The sequence below is a fragment of the Mesorhizobium shangrilense genome (genome assembly GCF_028826155.1).
Taxonomy (GTDB): Bacteria; Pseudomonadota; Alphaproteobacteria; order Rhizobiales; family Rhizobiaceae; genus Arvimicrobium; species Arvimicrobium flavum.
Genome location: NZ_JAQGPN010000001.1, coordinates 2521106 through 2545713 on the forward strand (window position 1 = coordinate 2521106; position 24608 = coordinate 2545713).

Annotated in this window: 21 protein-coding genes; 11 read left to right on the forward strand and 10 right to left on the reverse strand. The window is 65.6% G+C overall.

Translation table 11 applies throughout. From position 1 onward, the window contains the following. Nucleotides 1-216: 216 nt before the first annotated feature. Nucleotides 217-1020, reverse strand: coding sequence for a creatininase family protein (locus PD284_RS12180; protein WP_274628458.1), 804 nt, complete (start codon nt 1018-1020; stop codon nt 217-219). Nucleotides 1021-1158: 138 nt separating this feature from the next. Here PD284_RS12180 and PD284_RS12185 point away from each other — a divergent pair, with 138 nt between their 5' ends. After that, nucleotides 1159-1395 (forward strand): hypothetical protein, encoded by a 237-nt coding sequence (locus PD284_RS12185; RefSeq protein WP_274628459.1) that lies wholly within the window; start codon nt 1159-1161, stop codon nt 1393-1395. Between the two features lie 7 nt (nt 1396-1402). Here the strand turns inward: PD284_RS12185 and PD284_RS12190 are convergent, their stop codons facing one another. Continuing rightward, complete coding sequence (locus PD284_RS12190) at nt 1403-1801, reverse strand: RidA family protein (protein WP_274628460.1); 399 nt, start codon at nt 1799-1801, stop codon at nt 1403-1405. Nucleotides 1802-2053: 252 nt separating this feature from the next. Here PD284_RS12190 and PD284_RS12195 point away from each other — a divergent pair, with 252 nt between their 5' ends. The 8 genes from PD284_RS12195 (at nt 2054) to PD284_RS12230 (ending at nt 10944) form a co-directional block, all read left to right on the forward strand. Then, on the forward strand, nt 2054-3058 hold the full coding sequence (locus tag PD284_RS12195) for an ABC transporter substrate-binding protein (protein WP_274628461.1): 1005 nt from the start codon (nt 2054-2056) through the stop codon (nt 3056-3058). Nucleotides 3059-3257: 199 nt separating this feature from the next. Beyond that, nucleotides 3258-4073, forward strand: a complete 816-nt coding sequence (locus tag PD284_RS12200; RefSeq protein WP_274628462.1) for an ABC transporter ATP-binding protein — start codon at nt 3258-3260, stop codon at nt 4071-4073. Then, nucleotides 4060-4917 carry an ABC transporter permease gene (locus PD284_RS12205; protein ID WP_274628463.1) on the forward strand — a complete coding sequence of 286 codons (858 nt, stop codon included), beginning with the start codon at nt 4060-4062 and terminating at the stop codon, nt 4915-4917. The genes PD284_RS12200 and PD284_RS12205 overlap by 14 nt, the downstream gene beginning before the upstream one ends. A gap of 86 nt (nt 4918-5003) precedes the next feature. Then, on the forward strand, nt 5004-6338 hold the full coding sequence (locus PD284_RS12210) for a cytosine deaminase (RefSeq protein ID WP_411956200.1): 1335 nt from the start codon (nt 5004-5006) through the stop codon (nt 6336-6338). Further along, a complete protein-coding gene (locus tag PD284_RS12215; protein ID WP_274628465.1) occupies nt 6338-7741 on the forward strand; it encodes an FAD-binding oxidoreductase in 1404 nt (467 codons plus the stop codon). Before PD284_RS12210 ends, PD284_RS12215 begins: the two co-directional genes overlap by 1 nt. Nucleotides 7742-7907: 166 nt before the next feature. After that, the gene (locus PD284_RS12220; protein ID WP_274628466.1) at nt 7908-8489 is read left to right on the forward strand and encodes an NAD(P)H-dependent oxidoreductase; all 582 of its coding nucleotides are present in this window, start codon (nt 7908-7910) and stop codon (nt 8487-8489) included. Next, a complete protein-coding gene (locus tag PD284_RS12225) occupies nt 8489-9076 on the forward strand; it encodes an NAD(P)H-dependent oxidoreductase (protein ID WP_274628467.1) in 588 nt (195 codons plus the stop codon). The genes PD284_RS12220 and PD284_RS12225 overlap by 1 nt, the downstream gene beginning before the upstream one ends. A 503-nt stretch (nt 9077-9579) precedes the next feature. Next, entirely contained in the window at nt 9580-10944 is a 1365-nt protein-coding gene (locus tag PD284_RS12230) for a metal-dependent hydrolase family protein (RefSeq protein ID WP_274630619.1), read from the forward strand. A 126-nt stretch (nt 10945-11070) separates the two neighbouring features. Here PD284_RS12230 and PD284_RS12235 read toward each other — a convergent pair whose 3' ends face one another. The 3 genes from PD284_RS12235 to PD284_RS12245 all read right to left on the reverse strand — a co-directional run bounded on the left by PD284_RS12235 (nt 11071) and on the right by PD284_RS12245 (nt 15277). Continuing rightward, a complete protein-coding gene (locus tag PD284_RS12235; RefSeq protein WP_274628468.1) occupies nt 11071-11412 on the reverse strand; it encodes a hypothetical protein in 342 nt (113 codons plus the stop codon). 51 nt (nt 11413-11463) lie between these two features. Beyond that, on the reverse strand, nt 11464-12645 hold the full coding sequence (locus tag PD284_RS12240) for a pyridoxal phosphate-dependent aminotransferase (RefSeq protein WP_274628469.1): 1182 nt from the start codon (nt 12643-12645) through the stop codon (nt 11464-11466). A 178-nt stretch (nt 12646-12823) separates the two neighbouring features. Next, nucleotides 12824-15277, reverse strand: a complete 2454-nt coding sequence (locus tag PD284_RS12245; protein WP_274628470.1) for a GcvT family protein — start codon at nt 15275-15277, stop codon at nt 12824-12826. Nucleotides 15278-15559: 282 nt separating this feature from the next. Here PD284_RS12245 and PD284_RS12250 point away from each other — a divergent pair, with 282 nt between their 5' ends. Next, complete coding sequence (locus PD284_RS12250; protein ID WP_274628471.1) at nt 15560-16270, forward strand: nitroreductase; 711 nt, start codon at nt 15560-15562, stop codon at nt 16268-16270. A 33-nt stretch (nt 16271-16303) separates the two neighbouring features. On the opposite strand, the gene PD284_RS12255 is transcribed toward PD284_RS12250, so the two are convergent. The 5 genes from PD284_RS12255 to PD284_RS12275 are packed head-to-tail and all read right to left on the reverse strand — an operon-like array spanning nt 16304 to nt 21845. Next, nucleotides 16304-16696, reverse strand: a complete 393-nt coding sequence (locus tag PD284_RS12255; RefSeq protein WP_274628472.1) for a RidA family protein — start codon at nt 16694-16696, stop codon at nt 16304-16306. A gap of 15 nt (nt 16697-16711) precedes the next feature. Next, the gene (gene soxG, locus PD284_RS12260) at nt 16712-17299 is read right to left on the reverse strand and encodes a sarcosine oxidase subunit gamma family protein (protein WP_274628473.1); all 588 of its coding nucleotides are present in this window, start codon (nt 17297-17299) and stop codon (nt 16712-16714) included. Then, on the reverse strand, nt 17292-20276 hold the full coding sequence (locus tag PD284_RS12265) for a sarcosine oxidase subunit alpha family protein (protein WP_274628474.1): 2985 nt from the start codon (nt 20274-20276) through the stop codon (nt 17292-17294). The genes soxG and PD284_RS12265 overlap by 8 nt, the downstream gene beginning before the upstream one ends. Continuing rightward, entirely contained in the window at nt 20273-20575 is a 303-nt protein-coding gene (locus tag PD284_RS12270) for a sarcosine oxidase subunit delta (RefSeq protein WP_274628475.1), read from the reverse strand. The genes PD284_RS12265 and PD284_RS12270 overlap by 4 nt, the downstream gene beginning before the upstream one ends. A 10-nt stretch (nt 20576-20585) precedes the next feature. Further along, complete coding sequence (locus PD284_RS12275) at nt 20586-21845, reverse strand: sarcosine oxidase subunit beta family protein (RefSeq protein WP_274628476.1); 1260 nt, start codon at nt 21843-21845, stop codon at nt 20586-20588. Between the two features lie 185 nt (nt 21846-22030). Between PD284_RS12275 and PD284_RS12280 the strand changes: the two genes are divergently transcribed. Further along, nucleotides 22031-24529 (forward strand): mechanosensitive ion channel family protein, encoded by a 2499-nt coding sequence (locus tag PD284_RS12280; protein ID WP_274628477.1) that lies wholly within the window; start codon nt 22031-22033, stop codon nt 24527-24529. Nucleotides 24530-24608: the final 79 nt, after the last annotated feature.

Sequence of the window (24608 nt, forward strand, 5' to 3'; positions counted from 1 at the left end):
CGAAGCCGGCGCGCCACGGTGAGGGATTGCGATCTTGCCACCCACCCGCCTCGCTTCGCTCGGCACCCTCCCGATCGAGGGAGGAGGCGGCTCGAAGGGCCGGAGGAGGTGACGGAAGTGGTGCGTGGCCGACTCGACAAATGCGCGACCGCAGAAAGCGGAAGAACCCGATTTACGCTTCTGGAGCTTTGGTCGGAACCCGCCCCCCGCGTCCCGTCAGGTGATGTAGTCGGCAAGCCGCGCCTTGCGCACATCCTGGAGCAGGCGGACGAAGCCGGCCGCCTGATGGTCGGCGGTGAGCCGTCCCTTCTCCGGCGTCGCCGCAGCCGCATTGCCGACAACGCCGTTGGGATTGAGGTCGCTGGCGATCCAGGCGAAGGCGTGCGTGCCGGTGTGGCGCAGCAGGGCAAAATCCTTCTCGGCGCGCTCGACGTTCGAGCGGAAATCCGCGGCCCTGGACATGTCGACCAGTTCGGGGCGGAAATGCAGCATCAGCGAGGTCTCCGCATCGCCGCCATGGATGCCGTAGCGGTGCTCGGAGTCGGGATACATGCCTTCCGGCATGCCGAACCGCATCCAGCTCGTCTTCACGGCCAACATGCCGAAGCGCACGCGCAACTCGCGCGTGACAATGCCCATGATCTCCTCGTTGCCGCCATGCGAGTTGACGAAGACGATCTTCTTCACGCCCGCGCGGGCGACGGACGCTCCGAGTTCCGTCCAGGCGTCGATCAGTGTGGCGGGGGGCAGGGTGAGCGTGCCCGGCGCATGGAGATGCTCGTTCGACTTGCCGACCGACTGTACCGGCAGGATGCGCACGTCGAGGTCGGTCGGCACCAGCGGGATCACGGTCTCCAGCATGCCCTGCATGATCGAGCTGTCGGTGGAGACCGGCAGATGCGGGCCATGCTGCTCTATTGCTGCGACCGGCAGAACGGCGATCGTGGCCTCAGGGTCGGTCGCGCGGTGCTCCGTCGTCGGGAAATCGCCCCACCAGATGCGCCTGTAGTTCCGTGCCACGCAAAACCTCATCGAGTACCGGTCATATCGGAGCTGGTCATATGCCAAGCCCCGCGCATTTGTAAGGCCCGCCGAGCGGCATTTCCATGCCTGCGCCGCGCCCTACCTATGGGGCAGCGACACGTGGAGGACGCTCGGATGACGACGATCTGGCTCGGCGCGCTGCTGCTCGTGGCAGGCGTCGTCTACATGGCTGTCGCAGCGACCTGGCGGGGACGCATGAGCGATGCGACGCCGTCGGTCACACCCGCCCCGGACACGCTCGAGCCCGCCCACCGCGGCGTCGGCTTCCTCGGGCTCGGATCGAACTGGCCCGGCATACTGATGGCCGCGGTCGGCGCGCTCCTGCTGCTGGTGGGCGGGTTGGCCCTTTGAGCGGCTATCAGGCGTCGCGTGCCTTGCCGGCCGCGACCACCTCGACCTCGACCTTGAATTCCTCGCGGGTGAAGCCTGCGACGATCATCAGGGTGGATGCCGGCGCAGGATGGCCGAAAAGCCGGTCGCGCACGTCCATGTAGGCGCGCAGGTAGCTGCGGTCGCTGACGAAGGCGTTGATGCGGATGACGTCATTCAGGCCGAGGCCGGATTCCCTGAGGATCGCTGCGATATTGGCGAAGCAGAGCTCGGCCTGCGCGCCGGCGTCCTCCGGCACGGCGTCGTCGGCTGCGATGCCGAGCTGGCCTGAGCAGAAGACCAGCCGCGAGCCGGCGGGCACTTCGACGCCGTGGCTATAGCGAGCGAAGGGCGGCTTGATCGAAGTGGGGGTGAGATAGTTGAGCATCGGGTCTCCTTCGCAGTCTGGCATGTCGCTTTACTATGGTGTGCAATCAAGGCGATAGGGGGAAGTGCGCACGTGACAGCCGCCGCAAAAATGGGCACGATGCCAGGCAAGGCGGTAGGCGCCCGTAGGACGCGATCACCGCCAGCGCGGTTTTTCAAGGACCGGTAGCCGAACCGGGGGTGGGCCCGGGTCTTGCCTGAAGTTTCGAATGCCATTCCGCGCATGCCGCGCGGTCCAAATGAGGGTGGTGCAATGAAAACGCTTCTTTCCACATGCGCGGTCGCGACCGTGTTCCTGGCGGCGTCCGGCATCGGGGCCGGCGCGGCCGAAAAGGTCACGTTCATGTCCAACTGGCTCGCGCAGGCGGAGCACGGCGGCTTCTACCAGGCGGTGGCCGACGGCTCGTATGCGGCGTGCGGCCTGGACGTCACCATCCAGCAGGGCGGCCCGCAGGTCGCCGGACGTCCGTTGCTGCTCGCCGGGAAGATCGACTTCTACATGGGCGGCAACATGCAGCAGGCCTATGACGCGGTTGCCCAGAACATCCCGCTGCGCGTGGTGGCGGCGTCGTTCCAGAAGGACCCGCAGGTGATCATGTCGCATCCGGGCGAGGGGCTCGACAAGTGGGAGGATCTGCCGAACGCGGAGCAGTACATCATCGGCGACGAGGGCGCGCAGAGCTTCCTGTTGTGGATGGCTGAGGAATACGGCTTCGATCCGGCCAAGCGCGTGCCCTACACCTTCAACCCGGCTCCCTTCATCGCCAACAAGAAGTCGATCCAGCAGGGTTACGTGACGTCCGAGCCTTATGCGGTGGAGAAGGAAGCCGGATTCGTTCCCAACCAGTTCCTGCTCGCCGACCACGGCTTCAACGCCTATGCGACGACGATCGAGACGATGCAGGACACCATCGACAAGCGTCCGCAGGTGGTTCAGTGCTTCGTCGATGGCACCGCCAAGGGCTGGTACGGCTACCTCTACGGCGACAACAAGGCGGCCAACGAGCTTATCAAGAAGGACAACCCGGATCTGACCGACGAACAGATCGCCTTCACCATCTCGCAGCTCAAGAAGTTCGGGATCGTCGATTCGGGCGACTCGGAGAAGCACGGCATCGGCGCGATGACGGATGAGCGCATGCAGAGCTTCTACGACAAGATGGTCAAGGCGAAGGTGCTCCCCGCCGGAATCGACATCAAGAAGGCCTACACTCTCGATTTTGTTAACAAGGGCGTCGGCCTCGACCTCAAGAAGTAGCGCGCCGGTACTTGGCTGCAAGCCGGCGAGAGCGTATCAGGCACCCCAATTGCAATGACGGTCGCTGTTCCCTCGTCAAGGGGGAAGCGGCTGCGGCAGGCGTTTGCGCTTCCCCTCCTGGCGGGAGGGGAGCATTGCGAAAGTAGCCCGCCGGGCGAGGGGTATTGCATCCAATGAACCAAAGGATGGATCGCTGTTGATGCTGATGAACTCAGCCGCCTCGCGACAGGAAACACAGGTATCGACTGGGCCGCTGCTATCGCTGCGGTCCGTCGGCAAGGTCTTCTCCAACGGCGTCACCGCCCTCTCGAACGTCGACCTGACGATCGGGGAAGGCGACTTCGTCAGCCTGCTCGGCCCTTCCGGCTGCGGCAAGTCGACGGCGCTCAGACTGATCGCGGGGCTTTCCTCGCCGACCTCGGGCCAGGTGCAGTGGCACAAGGCGCAGGGGCGCGACAGCGTAGGCTTCGTCTTCCAGGAGCCGACGCTCATGCCGTGGGCGAATGTCTTCGACAATGTATGGCTGCCGTTGCGCCTGCGTGGCGTGTCGCGCAGCGCCGCAGCGCCCGCGGTTCACAAGATGCTGGAGCGCGTGCATCTGTCGGGCTTCGAAAACGCGGTGCCGCGCGAGCTCTCGGGCGGCATGAAGATGCGCGTCTCCATCGCCCGCGCGCTGGTCACGGAGCCGCGCGTGCTCTTGATGGACGAGCCGTTCGCCGCGCTCGACGAGATCACCCGCTTCAAGCTCAACAACGACCTGCTGGAACTCTGGCAGGAAGCGCGCTTCACGACAATCTTCGTGACCCACAGCGTGTTCGAGAGCGTGTTCCTGTCGAACCGCATCGTGGTGATGGCGGCTCGGCCTGGCCGGGTTTTTCACGAGGTCGAGGTAGCGGCGGGCTATCCGCGCGACGAGGCGTTCCGGACCTCGCCGGAATACGCATCGCTTTGCCGGGAGGCGTCGGACGTGCTTGGCGACGCGATGCGTGCAGGAGGCGGCCATGACGGTCATTGAAGAACGCGCCCCGGCGACGGTGGTCGACCCCGAAGAGGCGCGCCGGGTGCGCAACGAACGGTTGGAGCGCGTAGGCAAGTGGGTGCTGCCGCTGACGATCATGGCCGCGGCCATCTTCGCCTGGGACCGCATCTGTGTGTGGAACGAGATCCCGCAATACATCCTGCCGCGGCCGGGCGTCGTGGTGCAGACCCTGTTCACGGATTCGGCGCTGCTGTTCGGCTCGCTGCTGACGACGCTGAAGATCACCTTCCTCAGCCTGCTTCTGGCCGTCATCGGCGGCGTCGGGCTGTCGGTGCTGTTCGCGCAGTCGAAATGGGTGGAGATGTCGTTCTTCCCCTTCGCCATCGTGCTGCAGGTGACGCCGATCGTGGCGATTTTCCCGCTGATCAACATCTATGTCGACAACCAGACCGCCAAGCTTCTGCTCTGCGCCTGGATCGTGGCGTTCTTCCCGATCCTGTCCAACACCACGCTCGGGCTCAATTCGGTCGACCGCAACCTGCGCGACCTGTTCAAGATGAACGGCGCGACGCGCTGGCAGGAGCTTTGGCACCTGCGCCTGCCGGCCGCGATGCCCTATTTCCTCGGCGGCCTGAAGATCGCCGGCGGCCTGTCGCTGATCGGCGCGGTAGTGGCGGAGTTCGTGGCGGGATCGAGCGGGCAGTCGTCGGGGCTTGCGTCGCGCATCATCGAGGCCGGCTACCGCCTCAACGCGCCACGCCTGTTCGCCGCGCTGATCCTGATCTCGTTCACCGGCATCGTCATCTTCCTGGTGCTGTCCTACGTCTCGCACCTCGTCCTGCGTAGCTGGCACGAAAGCGCGCTGAAGCAGGAGCGCTGAGGGGTGGCTGTTGTGCAAACCTTGATGAATGTTGCGCTTCACGGCGCGCTGGGGCGCCGCACTTCACGTCTATCTACCTTTGCCTCATGACGGTTCCGACCATTCCAGTGCCGACCATACCATCCGAGGGCAATTACGCTCTCTCTCGCGCCCGCATCCACGCTTCGCTCGCTCCGGGCCTCTCCGCCCCTGCTGATCCCGACGGCTTCGCGCTCGTCGACATCTTGGTCACTGACGGAAGGATTGCCGCGATCGAGGCGCACGGAATCGCCCGCGACGCCGCCGGCGAAATCGTCGATCTCGCCCGCCGCATCGTGATGCCCTGCTTTGTCGACTGCCATACGCATCTCGACAAGGGCCACATCTGGACCCGCAATCCCAACCCGGACGGCACCTTCGCCGGCGCGCTCGCCGCCAACGGGGTCGACCGGATCGCCTATTGGAGCGCCGAGGATGTGGCGCGGCGCATGGATTTTGCGCTGCGCTCGGCCTACGCGCACGGGACCAGGGCGATCCGCACCCATATCGACAGCACCGCGCCGCAGGACGCGATTTCCTGGCCGGTGTTCGAGGAGATGCGCGAACGCTGGCGCGGCCGCATCGAGCTGCAGGCCTCCTGCCTAACCGGCATCGAGGCGGTGCGCGACGAAGCGTGGTTCACAGCACTCGCCGACCGGATGAAGGCGGCGGGCGGCGTGCTGGGAGCCGTCACCTACATGCTGCCCGACCTCGACGATCTGCTGGATCGCATGTTCCGCCTCGCCATGGAGCGCGGGCTCGACCTCGACTTCCACGCCGACGAGACCGGCGATATGTCGGCCGTGTCGCTGCGCAAGATCGCCGAGCACGCGTTGCGGACGGGTTTTGAGGGAAAAATCCTCGTCGGCCATTGCTGCGCACTGTCGCGCCAGCCGGACACCGAGGTGCTCGACACGCTGGACAAGGTCGCGCGGGCGGGCATCGCCGTCGTCTCGCTGCCGATGTGCAATCTCTACCTCCAGGACCGCCGCGGCGACGGCACCACGCCGCGCTGGCGCGGCGTGACGCTGCTGCACGAGATGAAGGCACGCGGCATCCCGGTCGCTGTCGCTTCCGACAACACACGCGATCCATTCTACGCCTATGGCGACCTCGATATGCTGGAGGTCTACCGCATGTCGACGCGCATCCTGCACCTCGACCACCCGGTCGGCGACTGGCCGCGGACGGTTGCGGCGACGCCGGCCGAAGTGATGCGGCTGGACGGGGCGGGGACGCTTCACGCCGGCGGGAAGGCGGACTTCGTCATCTTCCGCGGGCGGAGCTGGACCGAGCTGCTGTCGCGGCCGGAAGCCGACCGGATCGTGGTGCGCGACGGGCGCGCTATTGATGCGGTGCTGCCGGACTATTCTGAACTCGACGACTTGATGGGACTGGACTGATGGATATTGCCGCGCTGAGAAGCGATCTGGACGGGCTGAAGATCGAGGACAATGCCAAGATCGTGCAGCAGAAGAGCCGCGACTTCTACTGGTACAGCCCGGTGCTGAAGCGCCAGCTCGACCATGTGACGGCTGACCTGATCGTCTCGCCCAAGAGCGAGGAAGAGGTGATCCGCGTGCTCGCCGCCTGCCACAAGCACGGCGTGCCGGTCACCCCGCGCGGCACCGGCACCGGCAATTACGGGCAGGCGATGCCGCTGTCGGGCGGCGTGGTGCTGTCGCTGGCAGAAATGAACGAGGTGACGTCGATCACGGCCGGACGCGTGGTCTGCGGACCCGGCGCGATCATCGCCGACATCGACCGCGCGACGCGTGCGCATTCGGCGCAGGAGCTGCGGCTGCATCCCTCGACCTACAACACGGCGTCGGTCGGCGGCTTCATCGCGGGCGGCTCGGGCGGCGTCGGCTCGATCAATTTCGGCGGGCTGCGCGACTTCGGCAACGTGATCCGGCTGCGCGTCGTCACCATGGAGGCCGAGCCGCGCGTGCTCGAGCTCACCGGCGAGGACCTGCACAAGGTGACCCACGCGTACGGCACCAACGGCATCATCACCGAGGTCGAGCTGCCGCTGACGGCCGCCTATGACTGGGTGGACGTGATCGTCGGCTTCGACAAATTTGCGGGCGCGGCGCGCTACGGCAACGCGCTTGCCCGGCAGGACGGCCTCCTGACCAAGCTGATCACGCCGATCGCGGCGCCCGTGCCGTGGCTCTATTTCAAGCGGCACCAGAAATTCCTGAAGGAAGAACAGAGCATCTGCGTCTGCATGGTGGCGGCGCATTCGCTCGACGCGTTCCTCGCCTTCACCCGACGCGCGGGCGGCGAGGTCGTGTACAACGCCGCCACTGCGCCGGACGAGGACAAGAAGGGCCTGCCGCCGGCGTATGAGCTGGCCTGGAACCACACGACGCTGAGGGCGCTGCGCGTCGATCCTTCGATCACCTATCTGCAGTCGCTCTATCCGTTCCCCAACCAGCTCGAACTGGTCGAGAAGATGGACGGGATGTTCCCCGGCGAGGTGTTTTCCCACCTCGAGTTCGTTCGCTTCGACGGCGACGTCACCTGCTTCGGGCTGAACCTCGTGAATTTCACCACCGAGGAGCGGCTGGACGAGATCATCCGCACCTTCGAGGCGAACGGCTGCCCGATCTTCAATCCGCACCGCTACACGCTGGAGGAGGGCGGCATGAAGCAGACCGACGAGGTGCAGCTCGCCTTCAAGCGCGAGGCCGACCCGCAGGGCCTGCTCAATCCGGGCAAGATGATCGCCTGGGAGGATCCGGACTACGACTACCGCTCGGACAAGACGTTCCTGTTCCGGGGACTGGAGAAGGTGGGGTGAGATCGGGCGCGGCGCACTCCCTCCCCCCTGAGGGGAGGGTGCCGCCGAAGGCGGCGGGTGGGGTCCCCGCGGCCGGGTGGGACGTTGTTCTGGCGGCGCCCTCTGAGGTGACCCCCTCTGCCCGCTTTGCGGGCATCTCCCCCTCAAGGGGGGAGAAAGACGCCGCATGAACATCCTCGTCCTCTTTGCCCATCCGGTCGAGACGAGCTTCAACGCGTCGCTGCACAGGATGATCATCGATCGGCTGACGGCTGCCGGGCACACCGTCGACGATTGCGACCTCTATGCCGAGGACTTCGATCCACGGCTCACGCGTGCCGAACGGCTGAACTATCAGGACGTCGGAAACAATGTGGAACCGGTGCGCGGCTATGTGGAGCGGCTGCAGCGGGCCGAAGGGCTGGTGCTCTGTTATCCGGTTTGGAACTACGGCTATCCGGCTATCCTGAAAGGGTTTTTCGACCGGGTGTTCCTGCCGGGCGTGACCTTCAAGCTGGTCGACGGCAAGGCCTGGCCGTCGCTCCACAACATCCGCAGGGTCGAAGCCGTGACCAGCTACGGCGGCAGCCGGCTGCGCGCGATGCTCATGGGTGATCCGCCGCGAAAACTGGTCAAGCGGCTGATGCGCTCGACGGTAAAGCCCGGCGCGCCGGTCGGCTTCAGCGCGCACTATTCGATGAACCTCTCCACGGCGGCCTCGCGGGAGGCGTTCAAGGCCAAGGTCGCGGCAAGAATGGACCGTTTCTGATGCGTGCGCTCGTCGTCTATTGCCATCCGGTGCCGGAGAGTTTTGGCGCCGCCCTGCGCGACGCGGCGGTGGATGCCCTGAATGCCAGGGGCGACGAGGTGCGCGTCATCGATCTCTACGCCGAAAAGTTCGATCCTGTGATGTGCGCCGACGAACGCCGCACCTACAACGACCAGGCGCCCGCCGATCCGGCGCTCAAGTCGCATGTTGAGCAGTTGCAGTGGGCGGAAACGCTGGTCTTCATCTACCCGACCTGGTGGTACGGGCTGCCGGCGATGCTGAAGGGCTGGTTCGACCGGGTGTGGGCGAAGGACGTCGCCTTCGCGCTGCCGGCGGGCGGCGGGCCGATCACGCCGCTGATGACGCATGTGTCGAAGATCGCCGTCATCACGACCTGCGGCGCACCCTGGTGGTGGTCCGTGGTCGTCGGCCAGCCGGGCCGGAAAACGCTTTTGCGCGGCATGCGGGCGCTTTGCGCCAAGCGCTGCCGCACGATGTACCTGGCGCACTACCTCATGGACGCCTCGACGCCGGAAAGCCGGGCCGCGTATCTGGCGAAGGTGAAGAGGAAGCTGGGACGGTGGTGATCAAGAACTCCGGCTGTTCCGGTCGCTAGGCGCCAGGGGCGATGCCAGCCGGAGACATGGTCGTACCCGCGCGGCGCCCCGCTTGATCACGACCCAAAACGCAACGGCAAATATGGTCTGGGCCAACAGCGCCCATGATGCAACCGGCTGTACTGGAAGGCGATGGAGTTTGCCCGCTCTAACCATTCCGCCTGAGGCTGCGCGGCCAGCCATCGCGCAGGCACGCCAGCTCGAAGCCACCTGAGAACTTGGAGGTGATCTCCGAACATTTCTGTCGGACCCGTTCACGAAGAAGGAGGCATGCGGCAGCTCCCATCGGTTGGTTCATCGCCGCCCGCTTGACCCTGAGAGGGCGTGGACGCTACTGTTTTCCTCACCTGACCGCTCAATACTAGCTGCTCGATATTCAAGCTGGACAAGCTCTTCGAAACTTAAGCTGGAGAAGCGCCGTGTATCTCAAGTGTTTCGCACCTGGAGAGTCGGTCGAGCCTGTGGCGCATGCCATGCCGCAGGCGGCAGTCCTCTCTTTCCTCCACACAGCTTTCAGAACGGTCTTCTCGGGCCGAAATCGGCTTGCGGCGGCTCTTCTGTTCGGATTGTGCGCAACTGCCAGCGCCGATGACGTCCTCTTCGAGAACGTCCGCATCTTCGACGGAAAGGGCGGCGCCCTGTCGGAGCCGTCGAACGTGCTGGTCAAGGGCAATGAGATCGCGCGCATCTCGACGGGCGCGATCGACGCCGAAGGCGTGGAGCGCATCGCCGGCAACGGGCGAACGCTGATGCCGGGGCTGATCGACGCGCACTGGCACGCGATGCTGGTCGCGTCCTCGCCGGCGGAGTTGATGGGCAACGTCATCTATTCCAGCATCGTGGCCGCCGATGAGGCGACGGATACGCTGATGCGCGGTTTCACCACCGTCCGCGACGTGGGCGGGCCGGCGTTCGGCCTCAAGCACGCGATAGACCAGGGCGTTATCCCCGGACCGCGCATCTATCCGTCCGGCGCCATGATCACCGTGACCAGCGGGCATGGCGATTTCCGCCAGTTCACGGACCTGCCGCGCAGGGTCGGCGTGCTCACTCCGATGGAGACGGCAGGCGGCGCCATGGTCGTGGACAGCCCCGACGAGGTGCGCATGCGCGTCCGCGAGCAGTTGATGCAGGGGGCCGTGCTCGTCAAGCTGACTGCGGGCGGCGGCGTGTCCTCACCGTTCAGCCCCCTCGACGTCACCACCTTCACCGAGTCTGAGCTGCGGGCCGCCGTCGAGATTGCCGACAACTGGGGCACCTACGTCGCCGCACATGCCTTCACCTCCGATGCCACCCAGAAAGCCATCGCGGCGGGCGTGAAGTGCATCGAGCACGGCTTCCTCATGGATGAGGACACCGCCAAGCTGATCGCTGAAAAGGACATCTGGCTGAGCCTGCAGCCGCTTCCCGAAGGAATGAGGACAAACCTCCGGGAGGGGTCGGTCGAGCGGGCCAAGGCGGAAGAGGTGTGGCCGGGAATCGACAGGACCTACAAACTGGCAAAGAAGTACAAGATCAAGACGGCGTGGGGCACCGACGTGCTGTTCTCGCGCGCGCTGGCGCGGCAGCAAGGCGCGATCCTGGCCTCGCTGTCCCGCTGGTACACGCCGGCAGAGGCGCTTGCCATGGCGACCGGGACCAACGCCCAGCTACTGGCGCTATCGGGTCCGCGCAATCCCTATCCGGGCAAGCTCGGCGTCGTCGAGGAAGGCGCGCTCGCCGACCTCCTTCTCGTAGAGGGCAACCCGCTGGAGAACCTCGACCTCGTGGCCGATCCCGCCAACTTCAAGATCATCATGAAGGACGGGACGATCTTCAAGAACACGCTGGGTAAGTGAGGGCGGAGACGAGGCGGCAGAAGGCGTCCACGTTGTGCAGAGCGCCGCAATCGTCACCCTGTTGCCCGGGACATACGATGCTGCGACAGGTCCGTTGAATGGTCTGATTGCGACCGGAGCGAGCTTTCAGCTTGCTTCGTGGTCGAATGTGTCAAAGTCCTCCATTCTCATGAAAACAAACCCGGAAAGGGCCTCTAGTTCATTTTGATCCCTCGTCGAAAACACGATTTCATCCCTCAAGGCCGGCATTTCGGCGTTTGTAGAGGTGTTCGATAGCAATTCCCCGCAAATGACCTCCATCACCCAATGATCGAACTCAACGGGAGAGCGGTCGACATAGAAGCGTAGAGTAACCGTCCTATCATCATAGTACCCAACGGCTACGGCGCGTAGCGCGGGGTAGACGTTCCTCAGCAGCACGCCCTGCATCCAGATGCGCAGCCATCCAGGGATTTCATCTTGGATCACGGCTGTCGTTTTCTCATATCGATTTTTGCCTTGGTCTGCGAAGGGCGTTCCTTACGCCGCCTTGCTGCGGTAGGCGGAGGCGAAGCGGCGCAGGCGCGTGGCGGCGTCGCGCAGGACCTCTTCCGGCTGGCACAGGCTGATGCGGATGTGGCCGGCGGCGGCGTCGCCGAAGCTGATGCCCGGCATGACGCCGACTTTTTCGGCTTCCAGCAGCCCCCAGGCGAATTTCTCGCAGTCGGGCTCGACCGCGCGGACGTCGAGCATGACGTACATGCCGCCATCGGAGCCGCGCACGGTGATTTCGTTGGCGCCGTGCAATGCGTCGAGGAAGAGGGTGCGACGGGCGGCGTAGCGTTCGGCGATCTCGCGGACGCCGTAGCCTTTGTCCAGCGCCTCGATCGCGGCGCGGGAGACGAAGTCGGCCAGGCCGTAGGTGGTGACGAGGTTGAGCGAGATGAGCAGCGTGATCAGCGGTTCCGGTCCGGTAAGCCAGCCGATGCGCCAGCCGGTCATGCCGTGGCTCTTCGACATCGAGTTAATCACCAGCGTGCGCTCGGCCATGCCGGGGAGCGAGCGCGGGGAGACATGCTCGCCGCCGCCGAGCGTCCAGTAGACCTCGTCTGAGAACACCCAGAGGTCATGCTCGATGCAGAGGGCGGCCAGCGCTTGCAGCGATCTGGCCGTGTAGACCGCCCCGGTCGGGTTGTTGGGGCTGTTGATGAGGATGGCCTTCGTCTCCGGGCGGATGGCCGCGGCGATTGCCGTCGCGTCCGGCTGGAAGCCGTTCTCGGCGCGCGACTCCACGACGGTGAAGGATGCGCCGGCGGCGCGAAAAGTGCCGGGATAGGTGGCGTAGTAGGGGGCCACGACGATGGCGTGGTCGCCCGGATCGAGAACCGCCTGCACCGCGGCGTAGAGCGACGCCTGGCCGCCCGGCGTCGCGATGACCTCGCTCGCCCGCGTTGGGACGCCCGTTGCCTCGGCGCTTACCCTCGCCATCGCCTCGCGCAGCTTCGGCATGCCGGCGAGCTGTGTGTAGTGGTGATGGCCGGCCCGCACGGCGGCCACGCAGGCTTCGACGGTCTCGCGCGGGCTGTCGAAATCATGGTCGCCGACCGAGAGCATGATGATGTCCTCGCCGGCCTGCTTGCGGGCCAGAGCGGCGAAATGCACCTCCCAACCGTCCTTGCCGGAGGGAAGGATGCCGGTGAGGCGGGAAGAGGGGCGGGGCATGGTCAAAATTCCATATCGCGATGGGTGGCGCCCCCACTCCGCCCCGCGGGGCGGGGCACCTCTCCCCCTGTCCGGGGGAGAGGAAAGACGGAGCCGTTGCCGCTCTTCCTCTCCCCCGTCGAGCGGGGGAGAGGTGGTTCGCGCAGCGAACCGGAGTGGGGGTCGACAATCGGTCCGCTCAACTCTTCAATCTCTCATTCTCAGGGTCCCAGAGCGTCCGGTCGGGCTGCACCGTGGCGGGAACGCGCTCGCCGAAGATCTCTATGTCAACTCTGGTTCCCGGCGCGGCCAGATCCGAGCGCACCATGCCCAAAGCGATCGCCTTGTCCACCCTGTAGCCGAAACCTCCTGACAGCGTCTCGCCGGCAATCCTGCCGTCGTGCCAGATCGTCGACATGTAGGGCGCGTCGCAGTCGCCGGGCTCGTCGAGGACGAGGGTGACGAAACGTTTTGCGACGCCCTGCTGCTTTTCCACAAGCAGGGCGGCCTTGCCCATAAAATCCGGCTTGTCCCACCTGACGAAGCGCTCGAGACCGCCCTGCAGGATGGTGTAGTCGGTCGAAAGATCCTGCTTCCAGGCGCGATAACCCTTTTCGAGTCGAAGCGAATCCAGCGCGAACATGCCGAACGGTTTCAGGCCGTGCTTTTGGCCGACTTCCCACACTGCATCGAAAACCTTAGCCGTGCTGCCGGCATGGGTGTGGAGCTCCCAGCCGAGCTCGCCCGCGAAGGAGACGCGGACCAGCTGCAGCCACTCGCCGGCGATCTGGCAGGGCTGGTGAGACAGCCACGGCAGCGTCAGGTCGGCGTCGGTGATCTGGGCGAGGATTTTTCGCGCGTTCGGCCCGGTCAGGATCTGGCAGGCGAATTTCTCGGTGACGATTTCCAGAGTCATTTCGCTGTCTTGCGGGAAGTGCTTCCGAAGCCACTCGAAGTCGTGCCACTCGGCGACGGCGGCGGTGATGAGGAAGAAAAAATCCTCCTCGATCGCCATGATCGACATTTCAGTGACGATGCGACCGCTGTCATCGGCGAAGTAGCCCAGGCCGATGCGGCCGGGTTTCGGCACTGCGCCGGTGATGAGTGTGGAGAGCCAATCCCGCGCGCCGGGTCCCTTCAGGCGGAAGCGAGAGAAGCCGGGGAGGTCGAGGATGCCGGCGGCGTCGCGCACGGCGAGGCATTCTTCTCGGACGCGACTTTGCCAGGGGCCGTCGCGGTCGTAGGTCTGCGTCGCGGCTTCCGAAGTGTCGTCGCCGGGTCTTGCGTACCAGAGCGCGCGCTCCCAGCCGTTATAGGCGCCGAATTGTGCGCCCAGTGCGGCGACACGGTCGTGGATGGGCGAGAGCTTGCGATTGCGCGCCGCCGGCCAGACGTGGCGCGGGAATTGGATGGCGTATTCGTGGCCGTAGGCCTCCAGGCCCTTGGCAAAGGCGTAGTCGGCAGCGGCGGCGAAGGAGGTGAAGCGGCGCGGGTCGCACGACCACATGTCCCATTCGGTGCGGTCCTCGGTCACCCATTCTGCGAGGACTTTTCCTGCGCCGCCGGCCTGGGCGATGCCGAAGGTGAAGACGCAGGCCTCGAAGGCATTGGGCACGCCGGGCATCGGGCCGATGAGCGGGTTGCCGTCGGGGGTGTAGGGGATGGGACCGTTGATGATTTTTGAGAGGCCCGCCGTGCCGAGGATCGGAACGCGCCGGGTGGCGTCGTTCAAGTACCATTCCAGCCGTTCGAGATCGTCCGGGAAGAGCTGGAAGGAAAAGTCCTCCGGCATCGGGTCGTGGGGTGTCGCCCAATGCGCGCGACAGTCGCGCTCGTAGGGCCCCAGGTTCATCCCGTATTTCTCCTGCCGCAGGTAGTATGATGTGTCGACGTCGCGCAGCAGCGGAAGCTTGCGCCCGGCCTCCTGCGACCACGCCTTCAGCTCCGGAATCTCCTCGAACAGGATGTACTGGTGGCTCATCACCGTCATCGGGATCTCGCGACCGAACATCTTTCCGACCTCGCCGGCGCGGTAGCCGGCGGCGTTGACGACGTATTCGCAGCGGATGTCGCCCTGGGGCGTCGAAACGATCCACTCGTCCTTATCGCGGCTGACCGAAGTAACCGGGCAGAAGCGAACGATCCTGGCGCCCAAATCGCGTGCGCCCTTGGCCAGCGCGTGGGTCAGTTGGGCGGGGTCTATGTCGCCGTCATTGGGGTCGTAGAGCGCGCCGGCGAGGTCGTGCGTTTCGATGAAGGGATACTTCGCTCTGATCTCGCCGGGGCCGATGACGTCGATGGCCATGCCCTGGTAGCGGCCCATGCCCCTGGCGCGCTGGAACTCGCGCATGCGCTCCCTGCCGTGGGCCAGCCGGATCGAGCCGGTGACATGGTAGTTCATCGGGTAGTCGACCGCCTTCGCCAGCCCGCGATAGAGTTCGGCCGAGTAGCGCTGCATGTTCATCAGCGACCATGAGGACGAGAAGGTCGGAACGTTGCCCGCCGCGTGCCAGGTCGAGCCGGATGTCAGCTCGTTCTTCTCGAGCAGTACGCAGTCGGTCCAGTCCGCCTTGGCGAGATGGTAGAGCGAGGACACGCCGACTGCGCCGCCGCCGATGATGACCACGCGAGCTGTCGATGGAAGATCGGCCATGCGTCCACCTCCTTCGCCCCGGCGGGACCATGCGGAATGTCGCCCGGGAACGGCTTTCTGTCATGCGCCAGCGCGGCATTCGCGGCAATGCCATGGCGAAACCGGCGAGGGTGCGCGGCATCAGGCTTCGCATGATTGTCGCAACTTTGGTGAAAAGGTGAGAAACAGATTGATGGCGCGGTGGCGACGATTCGCTTGCGCGCCGGGCAGGCCGATGCGATGGCTGCGTCAACGAGCGAGGCGGCGCCACCATGGATCGGGCCGCGTTTGCAGGAAGAACGCATGCTTGCACCTGACAAGAAGAATTCGACAGTCGACGACGCGGCGATCGTGGACGAGGCGATCGCCTCGCGGCGTTCCGTCCGCGCCTTCCTTCCCGACCCGGTGAGCCACTCGGCCATCCGCGAGATCCTGGAAGTGGCCGCTCGCGCGCCCTCCGGCACCAACATGCAGCCGTGGCGGGTCTATGTGACCGAGGGCGAGAAGAAGCAGCAGATCGGGGACGCGATCCTCAACTCGGGCATCCGCGCCGAAAAGGCCATCTGGGACGAGTACCGCTACTATCCGGATCAATTCTTCGAGCCGTATCTCGGCCGCCGCCGCAAGGTGGGCTTCGACCTCTACGGCCATCTCGGCATCGCGCGCCGCGAGGTGGATCGCATGCGCGAGCAGCACGACCGCAATTTCGTCTTCTTCGACGCGCCGGTCGGCATGATCTTCACGATCGACCGGCGGCTCAATCAGGGTTCGTGGATCGACTACGGCATGTTCCTGCAGAGTATCATGATCGCGGCGCGGGCGAGGGGGCTGCACAGCTGCCCGCAAGCGGCTTTCGCGCCCTATCACAAGCAGATCAGGCCGGTTCTCGGCATCTCGGACGAAGAGGTCGTCGTCTGCGGCATGGCGCTCGGCTACGAGGACGTCACCAAGCCGGAGAACGACCTGCGCACAGAGCGCGCGCCGCTGGAAGAGTGGGTGACGTTCGTCGAGTGAGCGGTCTCAGGACCTGCGCTCGCTTCAAGGCCGCTACCGTTTCCGGACATAGGCGCAGCATTCCAGCTCCACCTGCGCGCCGAGCGCGAGGCCGTTCGCGCCGAATGCCGAACGCGCCGGCAGGCGGTCTGGATCGAAATATTCGAGATAGACCCGGTTGAAGTCGGCCCATTTCGACATGTCGGCCAGCATCACCGTGCATTTGAAGACGTCGGCCAGGGTGAGGCCATTGGCCTCGAGAACCGAGCGGATGTTCTCCAGGGTCTGCCGCGTTTCGGCCTCCAGGCCGCCCGGAACGAGTTCCAGCTTGCCCGGCACATTGCCGAGAGCGCCGGACAGGTAGAGCACGTCGCCGACGCGCACCGCCACGCTGAAGGGAAGATTGGCGGCTTTCGCGGCGGGAGAGCTGATGAAATCCACCGCCATCGTTTCCTCCTCTGGCTACATCACCTCGTATCCGACCTCTTCCGCGCCGTGGCACAGCGACTTCCAGAAGCTGCGGGCGAGGGAGCGGAAGACGTAGAGGTCAAAGGCGGTCGGGGCGGTCCGCTGGATCTGCGCGAAGATGTCATGATGCATCGTCGAGCGACCCGCGCCGAGCGGAAAGGCGGTCAGGGCAAAATCGATCGCGAAGAACTTCGACAGGACCCATTCCGCCTTCGGGCCGGCGATGCGGATCGCCGTGCGGCCATGCGACAGGTCGGTGACGGAGCCGGTTTCGTGGAGGATCGCGGCCGCGTAACGGGCTGCCAGTCCTTCGGCTTCGTCGACCAGCAGAAACTTGCCAGGCGCGAAGCCGAACGCGGCCTTGCCGCTTTTCGCTACGCCGCCGCCGGCGCCGTCGGGAAGTTTCAGGCCCGAAACGGCCTTGATCGCCGCGATGACCTTCTTCTCCTCGCCGTGCCATGCGGCGAGCTGAACGATCGAGCCGGGTTGCGTTTCCGACAGGACGACGCCGGCCGTGCCGGCGATGTTGCCGTGTGGGCCGGGGCGGTAGGCAGCGCCGAGCGGGGACACAGGATCAACCATGCATGCGTGTCCCTTCAGGGTCGAACATATGGTGGCTCACGATCTCGACCGGGCCGAAGCGGCCGCGCAGCGGGTCGGAGGTATAGGCGCGGGCGCCGCGACGGTCCTTCCCGCCGCTGACAAGCGCCAGGCCGATATATTTACCGAGTGACGGCGAGTAGCAGGTCGCGGTGATGTGGCCGATCGAGTTGGCCGGCTGTTCCGGATCGGCGTGCTCGACTATGTGCGCACCGCCGTTCAGCGTGCGTCCGTCGAGCGAGATGAGGCCAACCAGCTGCAGCCGGTCCGGCGCGGTCTGTCCCTCGCGGTCCATCATCGCCGAGCCGACGAACGGTTTCTTCTTCGACAGCATCCAGTCGAGGTGGAGGTCGCGCGCCGTGGTGCGCCCGTCGATCTCCGCGCCGGTGACGTGGCCCTTCTCGATGCGCATGGTTCCGAGCGCCTCCATGCCGTATGCCACGAGGCCATGCGGCTTGCCGGCCGCCATCAGCGCGTCCCAGACATGCTGGCCGTGGCCCGCGCCGCAATAGACCTCGAAGGCCATCTCGCCGGAGAAGGAGAGGCGGCAGATCATCACCTGCACGCCGGCGATCTCGCCGTGGACGATGCCCATGAAGGGCAGGGCGTCGTTGTCCATCTTCGTGCCGCTGACGCAGGACGCCAGGATCTCGCGCGCCCTCGGCCCGCCGATCGCTGCGCCCGCCCACTGGTCGGTGACCGAGGTAAGATGCACCCTCAGGTTCGGCCAGACGACATCGAGCAGGTATTCGAGGTGCTGCATGACCTTGCCTGCATTGGCCGTGGTCGTGGTCATCAGGAAGTCGTTCGCTCCCAGCCGCCAGGTCGTGCCGTCGTCGAGCACAAAACCGTCCTCGCGCAGCATCAGACCGTAGCGGGCCTTGTTGACCGGCAGCGTGGAGAAGACGTTGGAATAGACCCGGTCGAGGAAATCGGCGGCGTCCGGTCCCTGGACGGCGATCTTGCCCAGCGTCGAGACGTCGACGATTCCGGCTTTGTTACGGGTGGCGCGCGTCTCGCGCACATAGGCCTGTTCGATCGTCTCGCCGGGAGCGGCGTACATGCGCGGCCGGAACCAGAGGCCGGCGGGCATCATCTCGGCGCCCTGCGCGACATGCCAGTCATGCATCGGCGTCAGCCGCTCGGCCCTCAGGTCGCCAAAACGCTCGGCGGCGATCGAGCCGATGGAGACGGGCGCGTAGGGAGGACGGAAGCGGGTCGTGCCGACTTCCGGGATTGGCTTGCCGGACGTCTCGGCCATGATCGCCAGACCGGGCACGTTCGACGTCTTGCCCTGGTCGGTCGCCATGCCGAGAGTGGTGTAGCGCTTCAGGTGCTCGACCGAAACGAAACCCTCGCGATGGGCGAGCCGGACGTCGTCGGCGGTGACGTCGTGCTGGAGGTCGACGAAGGCCTTGCCCTTCGCCTTGATCTCGAAGACCGGCGCGGGTTCGGACAGGAACTCGGTGGGCTGGGCTTGCGGCAGCGCATCTGAACCCGAGCCGCCGTCACGTCCCGCCGCATCGCCTTGCTCGATCGCCTCGGCGGTGGAGAACGCGCCGGCGGCGGCTCCCACTGCCACCCACTCCTGGTTCGCCGGGGGCGGCAGGAAGGCCTGCAGGCGGTCGTCCCATGCGGGCTTGCCGCCGGCCTGGCTCGCCAGGTTCAGCACCGGAGACCAGCCGCCGGAAACCAGCAGACAGTCCACAGGGATGGGGCGCACCTCGCCTGAAAGTGCGCCGCTGGCGGCATCGAAACGCTGCACCTTGATGCCGGAAAGCGCCTTGCCGCCGTCGGCGGCGACAACGGCGTGGCCGAGCAGGAGATCGGCCCCGGCGGAACTGGCGGCCATACGCGCCGCCGCTGAGATGTCGCTTCGAACATCGACGATCGTGGCAACCGCGGCCCCGGCCGCCTTCAGCGCGGCCACCGCTGCATAGGCGGTGTCATTGTTGGTGAAGATCGCGATCCGGCTGCCAGGCAGGATCCCGAACTCGTTGGCGAAGCGATGCGCGGCGGAGGCCAACATGACGCCCGGCCGGTCGTTGCCGGGGAATACCATCGGCCGCTCGAGCGCGCCCGTGGCGATGACGACCCGGCTTGCGCGGATCGTCCAGCTGCGGTGGCGCGGCTCGCCCCTGGCGGGGGCCTGCTTGTGATCGCTGACCCGTTCGATGGCGGCCATGGTGTTATCGTCGTAGTAGCCCCAGACCATGGTGCGCGGCAGCAGGGTGACGTTGGGCAGAGCGCGCAGCTCCTCGACCATGGCCTCGGCCCACGCCTCGGCTGCACGCCCGTCGATGGTCTCGCCGGACCATTTTGCGGAGCCGCCGAAGGTCGGGTCGAATTCGGCGAGGATGACGCGGGCACCGTTTTCGGCTGCCGCCTTCGCCGCCATCAGGCCGGCCGGCCCGGAGCCGACCACCAGCACGTCGCAGAAGGCGTTCACGCGTTCGTAGCGGGCCATGTCCGGGGCCACCCCGGCGCGGCCGAGACCAGCGGCGCGGCGGATGAAGTGCTCGCAGAACATCCAGAAGCGGGTGCCCTTGAGCGGGCCGATCCGCGGCCCCATGAAGGTCTTATAGTAGAACCCGGCGCTGAACAGCTTGCCTGCCAGCTGGTTCACCGCCTGAACATCGAACGCCAGCGACGGGAAGCGGTTCTGGCTGACGGCGACCAAGCCGTCGTGGATCTCGATCGTCGTCGCCGGAACGTTCGGCTCGCGAACCTCGCCGCGCAAGACGGTGACCAGCGCGTTGGGCTCGTCGATGCCGGCGGAAATCAGCCCGCGCGGACGATGATACTTGAACGAGCGGCCGAACAGCGTGACGCCGCTGGCGAGCAACGCCGAGGCGAGGGTGTCGCCCTCATACCCGGAGTAAGCACGCCCGTCGAACATGAAGCGGACAGGCCTGGCGCGGTCGATGCGCCCGCCCGTCGTCGCGCGTCGGGGGCTCATGCCTTGGCTCCGGGGCGCGCGTGGCGTTCGTGCTTCCTGTGGCCGGCTTCGCGGACGAAGCCCACGCTTGCGATCTTGTGTGTCGTGGTGGAGCGCACGACGGCCAGGTGCGCGCGGCAGCCGCCTGAATGCTGCCAGATCTCGTGGTGCGCGCCGGCGATGTTCACGCGGTCATAGACATAGGCGTTCCATGCCTCCTGGTCGGTCGAGGCAGGTTCGGGGCGCGTGCGGTTGCCGTCGCCCTGATAGGTGTACTCGGAGACGTCGCGGGGACCGCAATAGGGGCAGGTGATCAGCATTGTCGTTCGCCTAGTGCAGCCGGGGCGTCGCGCCCTGGCCCTTGTCGTCGATGACTGCGCCGCTATGGAAGCGGTCGAGGCTGAAGGGCGCATTGAATTCGTGCGGCTGGTCCCTGGCGATGGTGTGGGCAAAGCAGAAGCCCGAGGCAGGCGTCGCCTTGAAGCCGCCGTAGCACCAGCCGCAGTTGAGATACATGCCGGGCAGCGGGCCAGTCGTGATGATCGGCGAGCCGTCCATCGACATGTCCATGATGCCGCCCCAGGAGCGCAGCACGCGCACCGGCGCCAGGCTGGGGAACAACGCCAGCATCTCGCTCATCACGTCCTCGACGATCGGCAGGTTGCCGCGCTGCGCGTAGCTGTTGTAGCCGTCGATGTCGCCGCCATAGACCAGCCCGCCCTTGTCAGACTGGTTCATATAGAAATGGCCCATGCCGAAGGTGACGACCGTGTCCAGGAACGGCTTTATCGATTCGGTGACGAAAGCCTGCAGCACGTGGCTTTCGATCGGCAGCCTGTCGACGCCGGCCATGCGCATGACGTGGCCGGTCGATCCGGCGACGGCGACGGCGATCTTCTTCGCGCGGATCTCGCCGCGTGACGTCGTCACCCCGACCACCCGATCCCCGTCCTTGATGAAACCGTTGACCTCGCAATTCTCCAGAATGTCGACCCCGCGCCTGTCGGCGGCGCGGGCGTAGCCCCAGGCGACCGCGTCATGACGCGCCGTTCCGGCGCGGCGCTGCATCAGGCCGCCGACGATCGGAAAGCGCGCCGATGCGGTTTCGTCGATGCCCGGCATCAGTTTCTTGATCGCGGCGACGTCCATCAGTTCGGCATCGACGCCGAGATGGCGCATGGCGTTGCCGCGCCGGGCGAATTCGTCGATCTGGCCCGGCGAATGGCCGAGCGCCAAGACGCCGCGCTGGGAGAACATGACGTTGTAGTTCAGGTCGTGTGAGAGTTCCTCCCACATCTTCATCGAGTGCTCGTAGAAGCGGATGTTCTGCGGCAGCAGGTAGTTGGAGCGCACGGTGACGGTGTTGCGGCCGACATTGCCGGAACCGAGGTAGCCCTTCTCGAGCACCGCGACATTGGTGATGCCGTGCTCCTTGGCGAGATAGTAGGCGGTCGACAGGCCGTGCCCGCCGCCGCCGACGATGATGACGTCATAAGTCGGCTTCGGGTCCGGCTTGCGCCAGGCCGGTCTCCAGTCGCGGTTTCCCGAAAGCGCATTTTTCAGCAGCGCAAAGGCTGAATATTCCGCCATGCCCCATCCATCTCGTTCGCGAGCCCGGACACTATAGTGCCGGATTTTCCGTGAAGGCCAAATTTCCGCCACGCCATATCGTTTGTCCGACCTGAGGCGTCGGTGAGGCTGAGTCGCTTGCTCGTGCAAGCGTCGCTGTCTATCACTGGGCGCCAGTTCGATCGACCCTGCATGTGAGACCGGGATTGGCCAAGTCCTTCATCAACTTCCTTCGACTGCTGGCGGTCCTTGCCGCGCTGCTGGTCGTCTCCGTCGCGGCATCGGCGCAGTCCGCGGCACCCGCGCCGCAGCCCGCCTCAGAGATCGTTTCCAGCCAGAAGAGCGTTCTCGACAGCCTGACACGGCGCACCGACGATATCGAAAAGCGTATCGAGGAGAGCAAGGACAGCGACGACAAGCTCGTCGATGCGCGTGTGGCGCTCGAGGAAATCTCGGTCGAAGTGCTGCACAGCAGCGTCGCCTTCCGGCCGCGCCTGGCGGAAATCAACGCGCGGCTGGAGCAGCTCGGCCCCGCTCCCGCGGAAGGCCAGACGCCGGAAACCGAGTTGGTGTCGGACGAGCGCACGGCGCTGCAGGCGGAGAAAGCCCAGATTAACGTCCTGATAGGAAGGGCGGAAGACCTTTCTATCCGCGTCAGCGGCCTCATCGAGAAGATCGCCACGATGAGGAGCGAGCTGTTCCGGAAGGTCTTTACGGATCGCTACGACCTGATGGACGCGCTCGGGCAGCAGACCTTCATCGACGCTCAGCATGAGTTGAGCACCTTCTACCAGTCGGTCGCCTCCTGGCTGCGTTTTGTCGTCCGCTTCAAGTTCCAGGCTGTGGTGGGCGCGGCGATACTGGCGCTGGTCGCGGCCGTGGTCCTGCTGGTCGGCGGCCGCCGCATGTTCGGACAGCTGATCGAGGCGGACCCAGCGGACGATGACCCGTCCTACCTGACCCGACTCTCGGTTGCTTTCTGGTCGACGCTGCTGCCGACGCTCGCGCTCGGGGTCTTCCTGTTCTCGACGGATTTTTTCTTCAATTATTTCAATGTATTGCGCGGCGACATCGGAGGCTTTCTGCGATCCCTGTCGGGCTTCATCCTGATCGTGTTCTGCGTGAACAGGCTGGCGCGGGCGGCGCTGTCACCCTCGCTGCCGAACTGGCGGCTCGTCCCGGTAGACACCAGCGCTGCGCGCTGGCTGGTGTTCATCGCCACGGCCATGGCGCTGGTGCTGGGCGTCAACGGCTTCCTTCGCGAAATCAACGAGCAGATGGGCGCGCCGCTTTCCATCACCATCGCGCGCAGCTTCGTCGCGACGATGACGGTCGGCCTATTGCTGATCTTCGTCGGCTTGATCCGGCCCTTCCGTGACAGCGAGGGGAACGCGCGACCGTGGCCGACCTGGTTGCGCTACGCGCTGTTCGGGATCGGCGGCTTTACGCTGGCGGCGGCGTTGCTGGGCTATATCGGGCTGGCGCTGTTCCTGTCCGGGCAGGTCGTGCTGACGGGAACGCTCCTGCTGCTTGCCTATATCGGTTTCCTGTCGGCGCGGGCGATCGGCGATGAGGGAGGGTTCGCCGGCACCGTGTTCGGAAGGCGCCTGGCGGCTGGCGGCAAGATGAACGAGGCGACGCTCGACCAGCTCGGGCTGGTGGTGAGCATCGGCATCAACCTCATGATCGCAGCGATCTTCGTCCCGATGATCCTGTTCATGTGGGGCTTCCAGGTCGGCGACCTTCGCGCGTGGGCCTACAGGCTCGCGACGGGCATCCAGATCGGCTCGATTTCGATCTCGATCACCGGCATCCTCACCGGCATCCTGGTCTTCATCGCCGGCTACTTCCTGACGCGCTGGTTCCAGGGCTGGCTCGACGGCTCGGTGATGGCGCGCGGGCGGGTCGACGCCGGAGTGCGCAACTCGATCCGCACCGTCGTCGGCTATGCCGGCATCGCGCTTGCCGCGCTGGTCGGCATCTCTGCCGCGGGTCTGAACCTCTCCAGCCTCGCGCTGGTGGCTGGCGGCCTTTCGCTCGGCATCGGTTTCGGCCTCCAGAACATCGTTTCAAACTTCGTGTCGGGACTGATCCTGCTGGCGGAGCGGCCGTTCAAGGCAGGCGACTGGATTGTCGCGGGCGACGTTTCCGGCACGGTGAAGAAGATCAGCGTGCGCGCCACCGAGATCGAAACCTTCCAGCGCCAGACAATGATCCTGCCGAACTCGGTGCTCATCAACGGGGCCGTCGGCAACTGGACGCATCGCAACAAGCTCGGCCGCGTCGACATCAAGGTGAACCTTGCCTACGGCAGCGACGTGCGCAAAGCGCACGCGGTGCTGCTCGACATCGCGCGCTCGCATCCGATGGTGCTCAAGAACCCCGAGCCGTTCGTGCTGTTTGCCAACTTCGGCCCGGCCGCGCTCGAATTCGAGATCCGCGTCTTCCTGGCCGACATCACCAACGGCGGCGCCGTCCAGAACGACATCCGTTTCCAGGTGGTCGAGACCTTCGCGCAGGAGCATCTCGAGATCCCGTCGGCGCCCCGCGCGGTCGTGGAGTCGAAGCCTGATGAACTGGCGCACGAGGAGCCTGAGCACGCGGAACCAGAGCGTGAGGAGACCGTCAAGCCGCCTGCCGCAAAGGCAAAGGCGCAGGCCGAGACGCCGAAGCCGGGCCGGCAGCGGAAGCAGGCTTCGGCCTGAAGCAGGACCCGGCTGAACGCTGCATTCAGTTGCCGTTCAGGATCGATCAAATATAAGGTGGATGCAACGGGCAACACCG

What these genes read in the sequence shown, in the direction of transcription:
- PD284_RS12255 (WP_274628472.1), bottom strand. Translation starts at nt 16,696, where the DNA reads ATGGCGGTGGATTTCATCAGCTCTCCCGCCGCGAAAGCCGCCAATCTT.
- PD284_RS12265 (WP_274628474.1), bottom strand. Translation starts at nt 20,276, where the DNA reads ATGAGCCCCCGACGCGCGACGACGGGCGGGCGCATCGACCGCGCCAGG.
- PD284_RS12275 (WP_274628476.1), bottom strand. Translation starts at nt 21,845, where the DNA reads ATGGCGGAATATTCAGCCTTTGCGCTGCTGAAAAATGCGCTTTCGGGA.
- PD284_RS12210 (WP_411956200.1), top strand. Translation starts at nt 5,004, where the DNA reads ATGACGGTTCCGACCATTCCAGTGCCGACCATACCATCCGAGGGCAAT.
- PD284_RS12215 (WP_274628465.1), top strand. Translation starts at nt 6,338, where the DNA reads ATGGATATTGCCGCGCTGAGAAGCGATCTGGACGGGCTGAAGATCGAG.
- PD284_RS12195 (WP_274628461.1), top strand. Translation starts at nt 2,054, where the DNA reads ATGAAAACGCTTCTTTCCACATGCGCGGTCGCGACCGTGTTCCTGGCG.
- PD284_RS12205 (WP_274628463.1), top strand. Translation starts at nt 4,060, where the DNA reads ATGACGGTCATTGAAGAACGCGCCCCGGCGACGGTGGTCGACCCCGAA.
- PD284_RS12230 (WP_274630619.1), top strand. Translation starts at nt 9,580, where the DNA reads ATGCCGCAGGCGGCAGTCCTCTCTTTCCTCCACACAGCTTTCAGAACG.
- PD284_RS12245 (WP_274628470.1), bottom strand. Translation starts at nt 15,277, where the DNA reads ATGGCCGATCTTCCATCGACAGCTCGCGTGGTCATCATCGGCGGCGGC.
- PD284_RS12250 (WP_274628471.1), top strand. Translation starts at nt 15,560, where the DNA reads ATGCTTGCACCTGACAAGAAGAATTCGACAGTCGACGACGCGGCGATC.
- PD284_RS12240 (WP_274628469.1), bottom strand. Translation starts at nt 12,645, where the DNA reads ATGCCCCGCCCCTCTTCCCGCCTCACCGGCATCCTTCCCTCCGGCAAG.
- PD284_RS12200 (WP_274628462.1), top strand. Translation starts at nt 3,258, where the DNA reads ATGCTGATGAACTCAGCCGCCTCGCGACAGGAAACACAGGTATCGACT.
- PD284_RS12225 (WP_274628467.1), top strand. Translation starts at nt 8,489, where the DNA reads ATGCGTGCGCTCGTCGTCTATTGCCATCCGGTGCCGGAGAGTTTTGGC.
- PD284_RS12190 (WP_274628460.1), bottom strand. Translation starts at nt 1,801, where the DNA reads ATGCTCAACTATCTCACCCCCACTTCGATCAAGCCGCCCTTCGCTCGC.
- soxG (WP_274628473.1), bottom strand. Translation starts at nt 17,299, where the DNA reads ATGGTTGATCCTGTGTCCCCGCTCGGCGCTGCCTACCGCCCCGGCCCA.
- PD284_RS12185 (WP_274628459.1), top strand. Translation starts at nt 1,159, where the DNA reads ATGACGACGATCTGGCTCGGCGCGCTGCTGCTCGTGGCAGGCGTCGTC.
- PD284_RS12220 (WP_274628466.1), top strand. Translation starts at nt 7,908, where the DNA reads ATGAACATCCTCGTCCTCTTTGCCCATCCGGTCGAGACGAGCTTCAAC.
- PD284_RS12270 (WP_274628475.1), bottom strand. Translation starts at nt 20,575, where the DNA reads ATGCTGATCACCTGCCCCTATTGCGGTCCCCGCGACGTCTCCGAGTAC.